The organism is Streptomyces sp. 4N509B, assembly GCF_052245655.1.
Lineage (GTDB): Bacteria > Actinomycetota > Actinomycetes > Streptomycetales > Streptomycetaceae > Streptomyces.
This window is the reverse complement of the sequence record NZ_JBQQBZ010000065.1, coordinates 1-16,021: the sequence shown is the minus strand read 5'-3', so window position 1 is coordinate 16,021 and position 16,021 is coordinate 1. Positions and strand designations below refer to the sequence as shown.

Sequence of the window (16,021 nt, the reverse complement as noted above, 5' to 3'; positions counted from 1 at the left end):
ACCCGTCTCTCAACCCGCCTCCCCACCCGCCGCGCGGCCGGCGGCGGGCGCGCCGGCCACGCCGGACGCCACCCTCCAGATCCGTGCGGTCACCCCCGAGGACTCGCTCTCCGACCGGGCGCGCCGGCTCGTGGTCCCCGTCAACGACCCCACGACCGGCCCCGCCGCCCCGCCGTCCGTCAGCCCCGTCCTGCCGGGCCGCCCCGCCGCCACCCGCCCCCAGGTCCGCGAGGTCCAGAAGGAGCAGGGCGTCCACGGCGGCCTACCCTGCTCCTGGTGCGGCACCGCCAACCACCCCGACCGGCACTTCTGCGTCCGGTGCGCCATGCCCATGGCCCCGAACGAGGACGAGCGGGACGGACGCCGCCCCTGGTGGCGCAGGATGCTCGACTCCCGGGGCCGGGAGGCGCCGTGGGCCGGCGAGCGCCCGCGGCTGCGCCGCAGCTTCGAGAACGTCCTCAGGTGGACGGTCGCGGTCCTCGTCCTGGCGTTGCTGGTCGTCCTCGCCGTGCGGATCCCCGACGGCATCCAGGCGACCCGCGACCACTTCGCCAAGCGCGCCCCCGTCGAGCCGGAGAGCTACCGCGCGCTCCACTCGTTCGAGGGCCACCCCGCCGAGCGGGCCTTCGACAAGGGCAACGACACCTGGTGGGGGCCAGGCGTCTCCGAGTCGGGCGAGGGCGAGTGGATCCAGGCCACCTTCGCCGAGCCCACCCGGCTCCTCGACGTGCTCATCACCCCCGGCGTCTCCACCCGCGCCAACCAGCTCCGCGAGCAGGCGCGGCCCCACCGCCTCGAAGCCCTGATCACCATGGCGGACGGCAGCACGACGACGCGGGAGATCACCCTGGACCAGGCTCTCGGGCCGCAGCGCCGGTCGTTCCGGGCCCAGGAGGTGACCAGCGTCCGCTTCACGATCCTGTCGGCCTACGGGGCGGCGGCGAACAAGCAGGTGGCCATCGCGGAGATCGAGTTCTTCGGACCGTCCGCCAACAGCATCCTGTAAAACCCCCGACACCCGACACCGGCATGGTGACGGCCCCCGCGATCGCGGGGGCCGCTGCACGATGACGTCGCGGGGTGGTTCAGACGGCGGGCAGTTCCCCGCGCTGGACGGCGTCCGCGCAGACATCGGCTGGCCGGCCGAGGAGGCCCGTACACCGTGAACGACGAGTCATGGCCCCGGCTGCTGGTTGTCGATGTCGAGGGCAACGGAGCAACGCCGCCCGACCTGGTGGAGATCGCGATGCTTCCCGTTGCCGCAGGCGCCCCCGACACCGCGGCGGCCGGGGCCTGGCTCATCCGTCCCCCGGTACCTGTGACGCCGTTCGCCACCCGGGTGCACAAGCTGACCAACGCCGACCTCGCCGACTGCCCCACCTGGACGGAGGTGGCCGACGAGATCGGCCGGCTGCTCGACGGCGCATGGATCTGCGCGCACAACGCGAGCGTCGAGTACAAGGTCCTGAGCCGCCACCTTCCGAACTGGAAGGCAGCGGGCGTCCTCGACACCCTGCGCCTGAGCCGGGCCACGCTTCCGGACGTCCCGAAACACAACCTGGACGCCCTGATCGAGCATCTCCGCCTCGACCTCTCACAGGCTCCAGCGCAGCGTCACCGCGCGGCGTTCGACGCCTTCGCCACCGCCGTCCTCCTGCTGCGCCTGGCAGAGGCACATCCCACGTGGGATGCGCTCGTGGAGGCCGCAGTGCCGCCCGGCCTGCCCGGTGCCCCGAAGCCGGAGGCTCCACCCACGCTGTGGTGAGGGAGCTTCGCGAAGCCTCACGATCGCCGCTGTCCTGGGCGTCGTGCCCGTCGATGTACTCCGCGCCGTTCAACCAGGCTGTGAGGCGGCCGACCGAATCGCCTCATTCCTCGCCCACCGCCCCGGTAACGTCGGCCACAGCGACCCCGACACGCACACGGTGACCAGATGACGACTCCCCCCATTCTCGACACCCACGTGATCCTGCGCGGCGGCGACAAGATCCTGATGTCCCAACGCGGCGGACCCTACGGCTACGGCCGATGGCACCTACCGTCCGGCAAGCTGGAGGACGAGTCGTTGCCCGACGGCGCCGCGCGGGAGCTCCTCGAAGAGACCGGCGTCACCGTCGATCCCGCGCACCTTCGGATGGTTCACGTCGTCCACCACCGGCAACCCGAAGGCGCCCGCGTCGGCTTCTTCTTCCTGGCCACCGAGTGGGCCGGCGAGCCCGTCAACCGCGAACCCGCGAAGTGCCTCGACCTCCGATGGTTCGCGGTACACGACCTGCCGGACGACATCATCGAGTACCCCGCCCAAGGGCTGGACGGCTATCTCTCCGGTTCGAACGGACTCGCGCTGCACGGTTGGTGAACCCTGAGCCGCGACCGCCTCGCAACGGACCGGGACGGCCTCCGTTTCGGCCCGCCTGCGTCCTATGAGGTGGGACAGACCTTCGCTGTCGGGCACGAGGGTGCCGCTCACGCGGGGTCTGCGGGACTGGACGCGTCGCCGCGCAGGAGTGTCCGCTTGGCCTGGACCGCCGCAGGGTCCACCGGCCCGTGCTCGCTCTCCGCGTCCTCGACGAGTTCCGCAGCCGGTCCCGTTCGAGTTGGCGCTGGATGAGGGCTTCGACGTGGGCGGACATGCCGCGCTCGCCGGTGCGGGCCCCAAGAGCGGCGATGGTGCCTTCGTGGAGGGAGAAGGACACCGGGCGGACCGGTCCTTCTCCGGGAGCCGCGTCAGGGGCGGTGGTGGGGCCGGGGCCCGGACCGGTGGTCATGGAGGAAGTCTCACGGGTGTTCTGCTCCTGCCGGCTCTCGCTGGCCGGCTACGGACGCCGGGGGTCGCCGTCGGTGCCCGCGTGGTCCGCGATGCGCAGTGTGGTGGCGCCGGCGTCGGTCTCGCGTGCGGGGAGCGTGCACAGCAGGGTCCCGGAGCGGGTGCGGACCTCCAGGAGGTGGAGGTGGCGGCTGGGCCAGCCGTTCGGCGCGGTGACCGTTTCGCGGCGCCATGAGGCCGTCACGGTGGACCAGGGGCGGACCGTCAGTCCCTCCCGCGAGTCTCCCGTCACCAGTCCGCCGTCGAAGGCGTACACCCGGGGGCCGCGTTCGTGCGCGCGGTCGACGTGTCGGCCGACGTGGAACAGGGCGACGGGCACGGCGAGCAGCAGGCCGCCCAGGATCCGGACGGCCGCCGGGTACGGGCCCAGCGGCAGGCCGATGCCCGCGGGGACGCAGACGGCCGCGCCGATGAGTGCCATCGCGCCGCCGTAGGTGCCGTCACCGAACCGGTAGGTCGCGAGATGGTCGCCGAGCTGGCGTTCCTCGGCCAGGCGCGCCACCTCGGGCCGTAAGTCGTCGACCACCAGCCTGACCCGTCGCCTCGCCATGCGTCGTACCCCCCGGCCACCAGGCGTCCCCCCGCGATTCCTTCCTGTTTGCCCGGCGTCCTCTACTGCGAAACGGTGCCTGGCCCGCCGCGTGAGGGACGGGCGCGGTGACGGGTTCCAGCCAGTCGTCCGCCGGTTTCGTGTGTGACTCAAGGGCTTTCCGTCATCATGACTCTGCCAGCCGCCTGAGGTGGCGGACGTGTCCCGCCCGGCGCCGGCACGCTCGTCGTCCGTCAATGGTCGCGCGGTACGGGCGCGGTACGGGAGGTTGCTGACCCACCATGGCCAAGACCACTCACCGGGCCGCCCGCGGCACCCGTGGCGAACGGCCGCCCCCAGCGCCCCCGGCGGCGCGGCCGTGACCGCCTTCTCCGCCCGCGTGCGCGGCCGCGCGGCGCGGTGGCTCGCCGTGGTGGGCCTGTGGCGTCACGTGCCGCGCGGCGTGCTGGCGGTGGCGCTGCTGCTCAACGTGCTGCTGGGCCTGTTACCCGTCGGCTTCGTCGTCGCCACGAGCGTCCTGCTCGACCGCGTGCCCGAGGCGTTCGGCCCGGGGGGAGAGGTCGCGCCCGACGCCTGGTCCCAGGTGCTGCCCGTGCTCGGCGTCGCGGGGCTCGTCTTCGGCGCGCAGCAGTCGCTGACGCCGTTCCAGGAGGCGCTGGGCGAGCTGGTGTCGCGCCGGGTGGACCTGCGGTGTCGGGGCGAGCTGGTGCGCGCCGCGCTGACCGAGGCGCCGGCGCGGGCGCTGGAGGACCCGCGGCTGCTGGACCAGCTGGACGTCGCGCGGGAGGCGCTGGACCGCTCGGCCGCCTCCCCGGGCGACGCCGCGGCCGGCACGGTGGCGCTGGTGGCGCGCTACACGCAGCTGGTCGGCGCGACGGCGCTGGTGGGCTTCGCGCTGTCGCCCCTGGCGGCGGCGGTGATCGGGCTGACGGCGCTGGCCATCCGGTTCGGGCACCGCGGCTCGCTCGGCGCCTTCGCCGACTTCTACGACGGTCTCGCCCCGGAGAAGCGGAAGGTGACGTATCTCAGGCGCTTCGCCTCCGGCGCGCAGGCGGCGAAGGAGATCCGTCTGCTCCGGCTCGTCGACTGGGCCCGCGCCCGGTACCGCGCCGAGCACACCGCGTACTTCGCCGCGATGTGGCGGGGGCGCCGGCGCCTGCTGGGCCCGCCCTTCCTGCTGCTGTCGGCCGTCGGCCTGACGGGCGCGGCTACGGTGCTGACCCTGCTCGCGGTCGAGGCCGCGCGGGGCGGGCTGGGCCTGCTGGAGCTGGGCCTCGCCGCCCAGTCCACGCTGATCCTCGTCCGCTTCGGCGTCCACTTCCCCGAGTGCGACATGCAGACCCAGTACGGCACCATCGCCCACCAGGCGCTGCGGGCCTTCCGCGACGGCGCACGGACGATGACCGGCGAGCCGACGGGCGGGGCGACGGGCGGGCCGACGAGCGGGCCCACGGGCCGGCCCATGGGCGGGCCCACGGGTGGGGCGCTCCCGGACGGCGGCGTGCTGCCACGCCACGGCATCCGCTTCGACGACGTCGGCTTCCGGTACCGGCCGGGCGGGCGGCCCGTGCTCGACGGGCTCAGCCTCGACCTCCCCGCCGGCACCTCCACCGCCGTCGTCGGACTCAACGGGGCGGGCAAGACCACCCTGGTGAAGCTCCTGACCCGGCTGTACGACCCGACCGCCGGCCGGATCACCGTCGACGGCCGGGACCTCGCCGAGCTCGACCCGGCCGCCTGGCACCGCCGGCTGGCCGTGATCTTCCAGGACTTCGTCCGCTACGAGCTGAGCGCCGCGGACAACATCGCCCTGGGCGCGCCCTGGGCGCCGGTCGGGGACGACGCCACGCTGCTGGCCGCCGCCGGGCGGGCCGGCGCCTCGGATGTGGTCGAGGCGCTGCCCGAGGGGCTGCGGACGGTGCTGTCCCGTCAGTACCGCGGCGGGCGGGACCTGTCGGGCGGGCAGTGGCAGCGGGTGGCGCTGGCCCGCGCGCTCCTGGCGGTGCACGCGGGCGCGTCCGTCATGGTGCTCGACGAGCCGACCGCGCAGCTGGACGTGCGGGCCGAGGTCGCGTTCTTCGACCGCTTCCTCGACATCACCCGGGGGCTGACCACGGTGATCGTCTCCCACCGCTTCTCGACCGTGCGGCGCGCGGACCAGATCGTCGTCCTGGACCGGGGCAGGGTCGCCGAACGCGGCACCCACGACGAGCTGATGGCGGCCGGCGGCCAGTACGCCCGCCTGTTCCGCGTCCAGGCGGACCGTTTCGACGAGGCGGAGAGCGTCGAGACGTCGGAGGAGCCGTGGCGGCCCGCGACGCCGGCCCCCGCCGGAGAGGGATAGGGGGGGAAGGGCGTGCGGCATCTCGGCCACACCGCGTGGTGGCTTCTCAGCCTGGCCTGGCGCACCGACCGCGGGCGGCTGCTCCGCGCCTGCGCCCTGCTGTCGGTGGCGTACCTGGCCACCCCGGCCGTGGCGCTCGGGCTGCGCGCCTTCACCGACGCCGTCCTCGACGGCGACACGACGGCGGGCGTCGTCCTCGGCGCGGTGATCGCCGCCGCGCTGGTCGCCGAGCTGATGGTGAGCCACTTCTCCCACCTGTACTACTTCGAGGTGGGCGAGCTGGCCGAGACGCGGATCAACGACGAGCTGATCACCGCGGCCAACGGCACGCCCGGCATGGCCCAGCTGGACAGCGCGGACTTCGCCGACGCGGTGATCCTGGCCCGCGAGGAGGTCCAGAAGCTGCGGGGCTATCTGGAGGCGGTGCTCCGCCTCGGCGCCCTCCTCGTCCAGCTGCTCCTGACCGCCGTGGTGCTGGCCTCGCTGGAGCCCTGGCTGGCGTTGCTGCCACTCGGGGCGCTGCCCCCGGTGCTGATGGGCCGGCGCGCCCAGGCCATCGTCGACCGGTCGCGGACGGACGCGGCGGAGCGGCTGCGCCTCGCGCGGCACCTCCTGCACGTGACGACCTCGCCGCGGTCGGCCAAGGAGGTGCGGATCTCCGGAGCGCGGGACGCCCTGCTGGAGCGGCACGACCGGGCCTTCGAGGCCGCCACCCGGCGGCTGTGGCGCGGGAAGGTGACCGGCGCGGCGCTGCGGGGCGCGGGGCAGACGGCGTTCACGCTCTCGTGCTGCGGCGCCATCCTCCTCGTGCTCCGCCAGGCGTCGCGGGGCGAGGCGAGCATCGGGGACCTCGTGCTGACCCTCACGCTGGCCGTCCAGCTCAACGTCCAGGTCGCGGCCGGCCTCGGGATGCTCGCCACGGTGCAGGCGGCGGGCCACATGGTGCGGCGCCTTGAGACCCTGCGGGCCTGGGCGACGCCCCCCGCCCCGCCCGCCGCCACGCCGGTGCCGGCGGGGGAGCCGCCCCGGCCGGCCCCGTCCGGGCCGGCCCTGCCCGGGCCAAACCCGCCCCAGCCCGCGGCCCGGACCCGTTCGGTGCCGAGCACGCTGCGGCACGGCATCCGGCTCGACGGCGTCACCTTCGTCTACCCGGGCACCGACCGCACCGTGCTGCGCGACGTCACCCTCGACCTGCCCGCCGGCCGCACCACGGCGCTCGTCGGCGAGAACGGCGCGGGCAAGAGCACCCTCGTCAAGCTGCTGTGCGGGCTCTACGAGCCCACCAGCGGCCGGATCCTGGTGGACGGCGTCGACCTGCGCGAGGTGCCGCCCAAGGAGTGGATGGCCCACGTCGGCACGCTCTTCCAGGACTTCTCGCGCCTGGAGCTCACGCTGCGGGAGAGCGTCGGCGTCGGCGACATCGACCGGCTGGGCGAGGACGGTGTGGTCCTTGAGGGACTGCGCGACGCCGGGGCGGAGACCCTGCTGCGACGCGTCCCCGGCGGGCTCGACGGCGCGCTGGGGCAGGGCTACACGGACGGCGCGGAGCTGTCTGGCGGGCAGTGGCAGTCCCTGGCGCTGGCCCGCACGCTGCTGCGGCGCAGGCCGTTGCTGCGGGTGCTCGACGAGCCGGCGGCGGCGCTCGACGCCCTGGCGGAGCAGGCGGTCTTCGCCCGGTACGCGGGGTCGGCCAGCGAGGCGGGCGCGTGGGGAGGCGTCACGCTCTTCGTCTCGCACCGGTTCTCCACCGTGCGCATGGCCGACCGGATCGTGGTGCTGGAGCGGGGCGGCGTGCGGGAGACCGGCTCCCACGCGGAGCTGATGGCGGGCCGGGGGCTCTACGCGGAGCTCTTCCGCCTCCAGGCCCGCGGCTACCGCTGACCGGCGGCTACCGCTGACCGACGTCCGGGCCGCTTGCCGCCGGCCCGGACGGGAGCCTGTGAGGGGACGGGGGATGGACGGTGCCCGCGCGCGGCCCTATCGTCACAACGACCTCTGCTCCATCAACCCCCCCACCACCGGGCCGCCGTCGCGCGCGGCCGGTGCCCTTGGAGAGGAAGGCCATGCGATCGTCGGAACCACCCCCCACCCGCCGTCGCCCCCGCCCCGCCCGTCGCCGCGCGGCGCTCGCCACCGCCCTCGGCCTGCTCGTCGCGGGCGCGGTCGCCGTCGTCCCCGGCCACGCCACCGGCTCGACGACCGGCTCGGACGCGGCCACCGGCTCCGCGCCGCGGGCCGAGGCGGCTGAGACCCCGTTCCAGGAACACGGCAGGCTCGCCGTGTGCGGCACCACCCTGTGCGGCGAGGACGGCCAGCCGGTGCAGCTGCGCGGGATGAGCACGCACGGCACCCAGTGGTTCGAGCACTGCGTGACCGAGGAGTCCCTCGACGTCCTGGCGGGCGACTGGGGCGCGGACGTCGTGCGCGTGTCGACGTACGTCCAGGAGGACGGCTACGAGACGAACCCGGCGTACTTCACCGACCTCGCCAGCCGCATCATCGACATGGCCACGGCCCGGGGCCTGTACGTCATCGTCGACTGGCACATGCTCTCCCCCGGCGACCCGAACGCCAACACCGAGCTCGCCACCCGCTTCTTCACCGACATCACCGCGCGCCACGGCGACCAGGACAACCTGATCTACGAGATCGCCAACGAGCCGAACGGCGTCAGCTGGGAGTCGATCAGGAGCTACGCGGAGGGCATGATCCCCGTCGTGCGCGCCGGGGACCCCGACGCCGTCGTGCTCGTCGGCACGCGGGCGTGGTCCTCCCTCGGCGTCTCCGAGGGCTCCGACGAGTCCGAGATCGTCGCCGACCCGGTCGACGCCGAGAACATCATGTACACCTTCCACTTCTACGCCGCCTCCCACCAGGACGCCTACCTCCAGACCCTCTCCCGGGCGGCGGACCGGATCCCGATGTTCGTCACCGAGTTCGGCACCCAGGACTACAGCGGTGACGGGCCCAACGACTTCGCCTCCGCCCAGCGGTACATCGACCTCATGGCGGAGAAGAACATCAGCTGGACCAACTGGAACTACTCCGACGACTTCCGCTCCGGCGCCGTCTTCGAGGTCGGCACCTGCGACGCCCGCAGCTGGGCGGACCCGGGCTCCCTGAAGGAGGCCGGCGCCTGGATCAGGGACCGCATCGCCTGACGGACGGCACCCACCGGCACACCCCACCGGTCCTCGGCGCCCCCACCCCGCAACGCCGGGGGCGCCGGGGGCCGCCCCGTCGGGAACGGGCTACGCTCAGCGCACTCGTCCGAAACTGAGGAGTCGCATGAAGTCCGACATCTCCCGGCGCCGCTTCGGAGCCACACTGCTCGGTTCGACCTCGCTCGTCGCCGCGGCACCCGTCCTGGCGCCCAGCGCCCAGGCCGCCACCCCGGCCGCGACCCCGACGGGGACCAGGGCACGCCCCACCGTCTCCGCCCAGGGCGCGTACCTCTACGACGTCACGGCGGGCGAGCGGCTCTACGTCAAGAACGGCACCACCGCGCGCCAGATGGCCAGCACCACCAAGATCATGACCGCCGTCGTCGTCCTCAGCCAGACCGGCGTGGACCTCGACCGCAGGAACATCACGATGAGGGAGGCGTACCGCACCTACGTCGCCCAGGAGGGCGCCAGCACCGCCGACCTCCAGACGGGCGACAAGCTCAGCGTCCGCCAGCTCCTGTACGGGATGATGCTCCCCTCGGGCTGCGACGCCGCGATGGCGCTGGCCGACCACTTCGGCAGCGGCAGGACCATCGCCGCCCGCACCACCTCGTTCATCGGCATGATGAACCGCAAGGCCCGGTCACTCGGCCTGAACAGCACCCACTACGACTCCTTCGACGGGATCTCCCGCAACGGGGACAACGTCACGACGCCGCGCGACCACGCGATGCTGGCCGCCGAGGCGATGTCGATGAAGCCGCTGCGCGTCATCATGAAGAAGGAGTCCACCGTCCAGACGGCCACCAACGGCCGTACCTACACCTGGTACAACACCAACCAGCTGCTCGGCTCCTACGACGGCGCCGTCGGCATCAAGACCGGCACCGGCTCCGTCGCCGGCCCCTGCCTGGTCTTCTCCGCCATGCGTGACGGCCGCACCATCGTCGGCGTCCTGCTCAACAGCGCCAGCTCCGACCAGCGGTACACCGACGCCGTCAAGCTGCTGGACTACGCGTACGGCACGTCCACCGCCAGCCGGATGGTCCTCCGCACGCTCCCGCGCGGCGCCCAGCGCGACTGATCCGCACACGCACGAGGGCCTCCCACGCGTCCCCACCGTCCGCCGCCACGACCGGCGCGGCGTGGGGCGGCCCCAGCGCGTGCCGGCCACATCCGTGGCCCCCTGACCGCCGCTACGCGACGCCCTCCCACACCTCCGCGCCGAAGGCGCCCTTCACGTCCGAGGCGAGGGTGGCGGCGTCGACCGTCGCCGCCAGGGCGTAGACGGTGGTCTTCCGCGTGCCGCGGACGGTGAGGTGGACGGGGCTCGCGCCCGGGTGGTCGGCGAGGATGCGTTTCAGCTCGGCCACGGCGGCCACGGTGACCCGGTGGGCCGGGAGCGTGAGCCGCACGACGGGGCCGCCGCCGTGCTCGGCCGAGGAGACGTCGAGGGGGGTGAGCTCCCTGCCGAAGAGGTTCACGGTGCCGTCGCGGTCCTCGATCCTGCCCTTCACGGAGACGACGTCGTCCTCGACGAGCGCGTGCTGCACCAGCTGGTAGGTGGCGGGGAAGAACAGCACCTCGATGGTGGAGTCGCGGTCCACGAGGTTCACGACGGCCCAGGCCCTGCCCTGCCTGGTCGTCCGGCGCTGGACGCCGGTGACCAGTCCGGCGAGGCGCACCTCGCCGGTGGTGCGGCCGGAGGCCAGGAGTTCCGCGATGGTGCAGTCGCGGGCGCGGGCCAGGACGTGCTCGGCGCCGTCCAGGGGGTGGGCGGAGACGTACAGCCCGAGCATCTCGCGTTCGGTCGCCAGGAGGTGGCGGCGCGGCCACTCGGTGTCGTCCACGGGGAAGTCCAGGAAACCGAGGAGGTCGGCCCCCGGGCCGCGGTCGCCGTCGCCGTCCCCGTCGCCGTCGCCGCCGTTCCCGCCGGCCCCGTCCCCGGACCCGCGTGCCGCGTCGCTGAAGAGGTCGTCCTGGCCGTAGCCGGCGGCCTTCCGCACGGGCGTGACCGCGTCGATCGCGTCCTCGTGGATGGCGGCCAGGCCCCTGCGGGTGTGGCCGAGGGAGTCGAAGGCGCCCGCCCTGATGAGGGAGTCCACGGCCCGCTTGTTCAGCGCGGGCAGCTCGACCTTGGACAGGAAGTCGGAGAAGGAGAGGAACTTCCCCTTCCGCCGGCGCGCGTCGACGATGGCCTCGATGACGGCGTCGCCGACGTTGCGCACGGAGCGCAGCCCGAACCGCACGTCGTCGCCGATCGCGGTGAACTCGGCGACCGACTCGTTCACGTCCGGCTGGAGGACGCGCACCCCGTTCCTGCGGGCGTCGGCGAGGTAGACGGCGGCCTTGTCCTTGTCGTCGCCGACCGAGGTGAGGAGCGCGGCCATGTACTCGGCCGGGTGGTTCGCCTTGAGGTAGGCCGTCCAGTACGACACGAGGCCGTAGCCCGCGGTGTGGGACTTGTTGAAGGCGTAGCCGGAGAACGGCAGCATCACGTCCCACAGCGCCGTGACCGCCTCGTCCGAGTACCCGTTCGCCGCCATCCCGGCGTGGAACTTCTCCCACTCGGCGGCCAGCACCTCTGGCTTCTTCTTGCCCATCGCCCGACGCAGCATGTCCGCGCCGCCCAGGGTGTAGCCGGCCAGCTGGCGGGCGATGGCCATGATCTGCTCCTGGTAGACGAGCAGGTGGTGGGTGGAGCCGAGGATCGGGTCGAGGGCGTCCTTCAGCTCGGGGTGGATGGGGGTGGGCTCCTGCCGGCCGTTCTGACGCAGCGCGTAGTTGGTGTGGGCGTTCGCCGCCATGGGGCCGGGCCGGTAGAGGGCGTTGGCGGCGGCGATGTCCTCGAACCGGGTGGGCTCCATCAGCTTCAGCAGCGCCCGCATGCCGCCGCTGTCGAGCTGGAAGACGCCGAGGGTGTTGCCCTCGGCCAGCAGCCGGTAGGTCCTCGCGTCGTCCAGCGGGATGACGACGGTGTCGTCGTCGACGGCACCCTCGGCGCCGTCGGCGTCGCCGCGCTCGGGGGCCGTGGTGGCCAGGCTGATGCCGCGGTTCTCGCGGACGTGGCGGATGGCCTGGTCGATGACGCCGAGGTTCCGCAGCCCGAGGAAGTCCATCTTGACCAGGCCCATCGCCTCACACGACGGGTAGTCGAACCCGGTGATCCTCGCCCCGTCCGCCGCCCGCATGTGCAGCGGGATGCGGTCGGTCAGCCGCGTCCTGGACAGGATCACCGCGGCGGCGTGCACGCCCGTGCCGCGGGTGAGGCCCTCCACGCCGCGGGCGGTGTCGATCACCCGCCGCACGTCCGGCTCCTCCTCGTACATCCGCCGGATCTCGCCCGCCTCGGCGTACCGGGTGTGCGTGGGGTCGACGACGGCGGCGAGCGGGGCGGAGGTGCCGTTGACGTCGGGCGGCAGCGCCTTGGTGATCCGCTCGCCGTGGGAGAAGGGGTAGCCCAGGATGCGGGCGGAGTCCTTGATGGCGTTCTTGGCCTTGATGGTGCCGAAGGTGTTGACCAGGGCGGTGTAGTCCTCGCCGTACTTCTCGGTCACGTAGCGGACCATGCGGTCGCGCTGGCGGTCGTCGAAGTCGAGGTCGACGTCGGGCGGGTTGATGCGCTCGGGGTTGAGGAAGCGCTCGAACAGCAGGCCGTGCTCCAGCGGGCACAGCTCGGTGATGCGGGTGGCGTAGGCCACGAGGGAGCCGGTGGCCGAGCCGCGCCCGGGGCCGACGGGAATCCCGTTGTCGCGGGCGTACCGGCAGATGTCGGCCACCACGAGGAAGTAGGAGCTGAAGCCCATGGGGCCGATGACGGCCATCTCGGTCTCGAAGCGGTCCAGGACGTGCGGGGGCACGGGGCTGCCGTAGCGCCGGGCGAGGCCCCTGAGCACCTCGGCGCGCAGCCAGGACTCCTGGGTCTCGCCCTCGGGCACGTCGGGGAAGCGCGGCATCTCGTCGACGTGGTCGAAGACCGCGTCGTAGGGCTCGACGCGCTCGGCGACCAGCAGGGTGTTGTCGCACGCCTCGGGGAGCTCCGCGAAGAGACGGCGCATCTCGGCGGCGGTCCGCAGGTGGTAGCCGGAGCCGTTGAAGCGGAAACGTCCCGGCGTGTCCTTGTTCTTGCCGACGCCGATGCACAGGAGGTTGTCGTGGGCGTCGGCCTGGTCCTCGGTGACGTAGTGCGCGTCGTTGGTGGCCAGGAGCGGGAGGTCCAGCTCCCTGGCCAGGCGCAGCAGGCCGTCGCGGACGTCACGCTCGATCGCCAGGCCGTGGTCCATCAGCTCCAGGAAGTAGTTCTCGCGGCCGAAGATCTCCTGGTAGGCCGCGGCGGCGGCCCTCGCCTCCTCGTACTGGTCCAGCCGCAGGCGGGTCTGGACCTCTCCCGAGGGGCAGCCGGTGGTGGCGATGACGCCCTCGGGGCGTTCGGCGATCAGCTCGCGGTCCATCCGCGGCTTGCCTGCCGGGAACTGGCCCTCGTAGCTGGCTTGGGTGCTGAGCCAGAACAGGTTCCGCAGGCCCCGCACGTCCCGCGCCCACATCGTCATGTGGGTGAAGCGGCCGCCGCCGGAGACGTCCTTGGACCCCTCGCCGTCGTCGCCGACGGCGCGGCGCCCGCCCGGACCCCAGAACTCCCGCTGGCGGGAGAAGCGGGAGGACGGCGCCACGTACGCCTCGATGCCGATGATCGGGGTGACGCCGTCGAAGTCCTTCGCGACCCGGGCGAACGCGTGGGCGCCGAACAGGTTGCCGTGGTCGCTCATGGCGACGGCGGGCATCCCCTGCCGCGCCACCTCCTCGAACATCGGCCTCAGCTTCTGCGCCCCGTCGAGCATCGAGTACTCGGTGTGGTTGTGCAGGTGGACGAAGGAATCCGGCACGGGTGCGTCACCTTCCGAGCGCCGTCGGGCAACCTCGCGTTGGGTCACCCCATCCAACGAGCCCCGACGGCGCGGATCAAACAACCTTTTCGCCCACCTCACACAACCCCACGTTGTGCGTGGGGGCGGACGGCTAGGGTGGGCGGCGTGGACCTCAACGCCGTGCGCACCGTCGTGGCGGTGGCGGACACGGGGCAGTTCCAGAAGGCCGCCGCCGAGCTGTGGCTCACCCAGCAGGCCGTCTCCAAGCGCGTCGCCGCGCTGGAGGAGAGCCTCGGCGTGCGGCTGTTCACCCGCACCGCGCGCGGCGTCACGCTCACCATCGACGGGCAGGCGTTCCTCCCCCACGCCCGCGCCCTCCTCGCGGCGGCGGAACGGGCGGCCACCTCCGTGCGGCCCGGCCGCCGCGCGCTCCGCGTCGACGTCGTGGGCCGGCGGGTCAGCCCGGCGGGGCTGCTGCGCGACTTCCACCGCGCCCACCCCGAGATCGACCTCGACGTCGTGACCCTCTTCGACGCCGAACAGGCCGTCGCCGCCCTCCTGTCCGGCGCGGTCGACGCCACCTTCCGCGCGGTCGCGAAGCCGGGCTGGCGGCTGCCGGACGGCGTCGGGTCCTTCCCCGTCTTCGACGAGCCCCTCCACCTGTGCGTCGGGCCGCGCCACGCCCTCGCCACCGCCGACACGGTGACCCCGGCCCAGCTCGCCGGGCAGCGGATCTGGATGCCGGGCAACGCGCCGGGGACGGAGTGGCGGGCGTACTACGACGCCTTCGCCGCCGCGTTCGGGCCCGTGATCGACACCATCGGGCCCGACTTCGGCATCGAGGCCCTGCTGGACGCCGTCGCCGACTCCCCCACCCTCGGGACCCTCCTCGGCGAACGGACGCCGCTCGTGTGGCCCGCCAGCCACGAGCTGCGACGCATCCCCCTGCGCGACCCGACGCCGGTGTACCCGCACTCGCTGCTCTGGCGCACGGACAACGCCCACCCCGCCCTTGGAGCGCTCCGTCACCACCTGGGACTTGGGAGGCCGGGGAGCCCTGGCGGCCCCGACGGCGGGATCTGGACACCGGAGTGGGCGCGGCGGCACGGCGCGCCCGTCCGGGAGGCGTGAGCCGGCGGAGACCTCGTGGCCGGTCAGGCTGAAACGCCGCCGTCATCGGCCGCCGTACGTCAGACTGTGGGCCGGACAGGATTCGGCCATGCCGTCGCGCGGGACACGCCGGCGCCACCGAGAGCCAGAGACGGAGCCACGCGGAGCCACGGGCTGCGAGCAGCCACGGGCGGCGGCGGACAGCGGGCAACGGCGGATCACGTTCGACGACGGACGACGACGGGCGACGGGCGACGGACGACGACGGGCGACGTTCGACGAACGGACGCGGACGACGGGCGACGAGGGACCAGGGGCACACCGGCGAACCAGGGGCGACGCCAGACCATGGGCGGCGCCACGGGCAACGCCGGAGCACGCGCGACGAGGCGCCGTGCGAGCCCCCGAGTCCGTGGCACGGCGGCCGGAGGCTGGGGGCTGTGCCGGCCCGGGACGCGCTGGGCCGGCCGTCGCCCCCCATGACCAGGAGGAGCCAGGGGGACCATGGAGTTTCGGGTGTTGGGGCCGGTGGAGATCCGGCGCGGCGGGAGCGGTGAGGTGGTGGCGGGGCGGCTGCGGCGGATCCTGCTCGGGCTGCTGCTGGTCCGCGCGAACCAGTCGGTGTCGGTGGACGTGCTGACCGAGGCGTTGTGGGGCGAGGGGGAGCGGGTGGACGAGCGGGCGGGGCAGCGGCTCCACCTCCACGTGCACCGGCTGCGGTTGGCGCTCGGCGAGGCGGACCGGATCTCGTTCGGTCCCGACGGGTACCAGATCCGGATCGGGGAGGGGGAACTGGACGCGGAGCGGTTCGACGCGTTGGTCGGGGAGGGGACCCAGTGGGTCACCCGGGATCCGGCTCGGGCGGTGATCGTGCTGCGCGAGGCGCTGGCCCTGTGGCGGGGGACGCCGTTCCTCGATGTGGACGTGCCGCTGCTGGCGGACTGGTCGCAGCGGCTGGGGGAGCGCCGGCTGGCGGCGTACGAGACGCTGTACCAGGCGGAGTTGGCGTGTGGGCGGTCAACCTCGACGGTCGGTGAGTTGGCGGGGTTGGTGCGGGAGTTCCCGTTGCGGGAGCGGCTGCACGGGTTGTTGATGGTGGCGTTGTACCGGTCGGGGCGGCGGGAGGAGGCGTTGGGGGCGTACCGGGTGGCGCGGGGG

General features: G+C 73.5%; 11 protein-coding genes. 9 read left to right on the top strand and 2 right to left on the bottom strand.

Annotated features, from left to right (window positions below):
* The 3 genes from ACTWP5_RS31445 to ACTWP5_RS31435 form a co-directional block, all read left to right on the top strand.
* Positions 1 to 1,006, top strand: a 1,006-nt coding sequence (locus ACTWP5_RS31445) for an NADase-type glycan-binding domain-containing protein (protein ID WP_443224594.1), incomplete at its 5' end; no start/stop codon positions are given.
* Positions 1,007 to 1,162: 156 nt separating this feature from the next.
* Complete coding sequence (locus ACTWP5_RS31440; protein WP_443224593.1) at positions 1,163 to 1,765, top strand: 3'-5' exonuclease; 603 nt, start codon at positions 1,163 to 1,165, stop codon at positions 1,763 to 1,765.
* A 168-nt stretch (positions 1,766 to 1,933) separates the two neighbouring features.
* A complete protein-coding gene (locus ACTWP5_RS31435) occupies positions 1,934 to 2,359 on the top strand; it encodes an NUDIX hydrolase (RefSeq protein WP_443224592.1) in 426 nt (141 codons plus the stop codon).
* Between the two features lie 457 nt (positions 2,360 to 2,816).
* Here ACTWP5_RS31435 and ACTWP5_RS31430 read toward each other — a convergent pair whose 3' ends face one another.
* Positions 2,817 to 3,377 carry a hypothetical protein gene (locus ACTWP5_RS31430; RefSeq protein ID WP_443224591.1) on the bottom strand — a complete coding sequence of 187 codons (561 nt, stop codon included), beginning with the start codon at positions 3,375 to 3,377 and terminating at the stop codon, positions 2,817 to 2,819.
* 358 nt (positions 3,378 to 3,735) lie between these two features.
* On the opposite strand from ACTWP5_RS31430, the gene ACTWP5_RS31425 reads away from it, so the two are divergent.
* The 4 genes from ACTWP5_RS31425 (at position 3,736) to ACTWP5_RS31410 (ending at position 9,972) form a co-directional block, all read left to right on the top strand.
* A complete protein-coding gene (locus ACTWP5_RS31425; protein WP_443224590.1) occupies positions 3,736 to 5,721 on the top strand; it encodes an ABC transporter ATP-binding protein in 1,986 nt (661 codons plus the stop codon).
* Positions 5,722 to 5,733: 12 nt separating this feature from the next.
* Positions 5,734 to 7,602 (top strand): ABC transporter ATP-binding protein, encoded by a 1,869-nt coding sequence (locus tag ACTWP5_RS31420; protein WP_443224589.1) that lies wholly within the window; start codon positions 5,734 to 5,736, stop codon positions 7,600 to 7,602.
* A 182-nt stretch (positions 7,603 to 7,784) separates the two neighbouring features.
* Positions 7,785 to 8,882, top strand: coding sequence for a glycoside hydrolase family 5 protein (locus ACTWP5_RS31415; RefSeq protein ID WP_443224588.1), 1,098 nt, complete (start codon positions 7,785 to 7,787; stop codon positions 8,880 to 8,882).
* A 127-nt stretch (positions 8,883 to 9,009) separates the two neighbouring features.
* Positions 9,010 to 9,972, top strand: coding sequence for a D-alanyl-D-alanine carboxypeptidase family protein (locus tag ACTWP5_RS31410; protein WP_443224587.1), 963 nt, complete (start codon positions 9,010 to 9,012; stop codon positions 9,970 to 9,972).
* A 112-nt stretch (positions 9,973 to 10,084) separates the two neighbouring features.
* Here ACTWP5_RS31410 and dnaE read toward each other — a convergent pair whose 3' ends face one another.
* Positions 10,085 to 13,771, bottom strand: a complete 3,687-nt coding sequence (gene dnaE, locus ACTWP5_RS31405) for a DNA polymerase III subunit alpha (RefSeq protein WP_443224586.1) — start codon at positions 13,769 to 13,771, stop codon at positions 10,085 to 10,087.
* Between the two features lie 147 nt (positions 13,772 to 13,918).
* Here dnaE and ACTWP5_RS31400 point away from each other — a divergent pair, with 147 nt between their 5' ends.
* Positions 13,919 to 14,884: a LysR family transcriptional regulator gene (locus ACTWP5_RS31400; RefSeq protein WP_443224585.1), complete on the top strand. Its 966-nt coding sequence runs from the start codon at positions 13,919 to 13,921 to the stop codon at positions 14,882 to 14,884.
* 483 nt (positions 14,885 to 15,367) lie between these two features.
* Positions 15,368 to 16,021 (top strand): AfsR/SARP family transcriptional regulator (locus ACTWP5_RS31395; protein ID WP_443224584.1); only part of this gene is annotated, 654 nt, incomplete at its 3' end.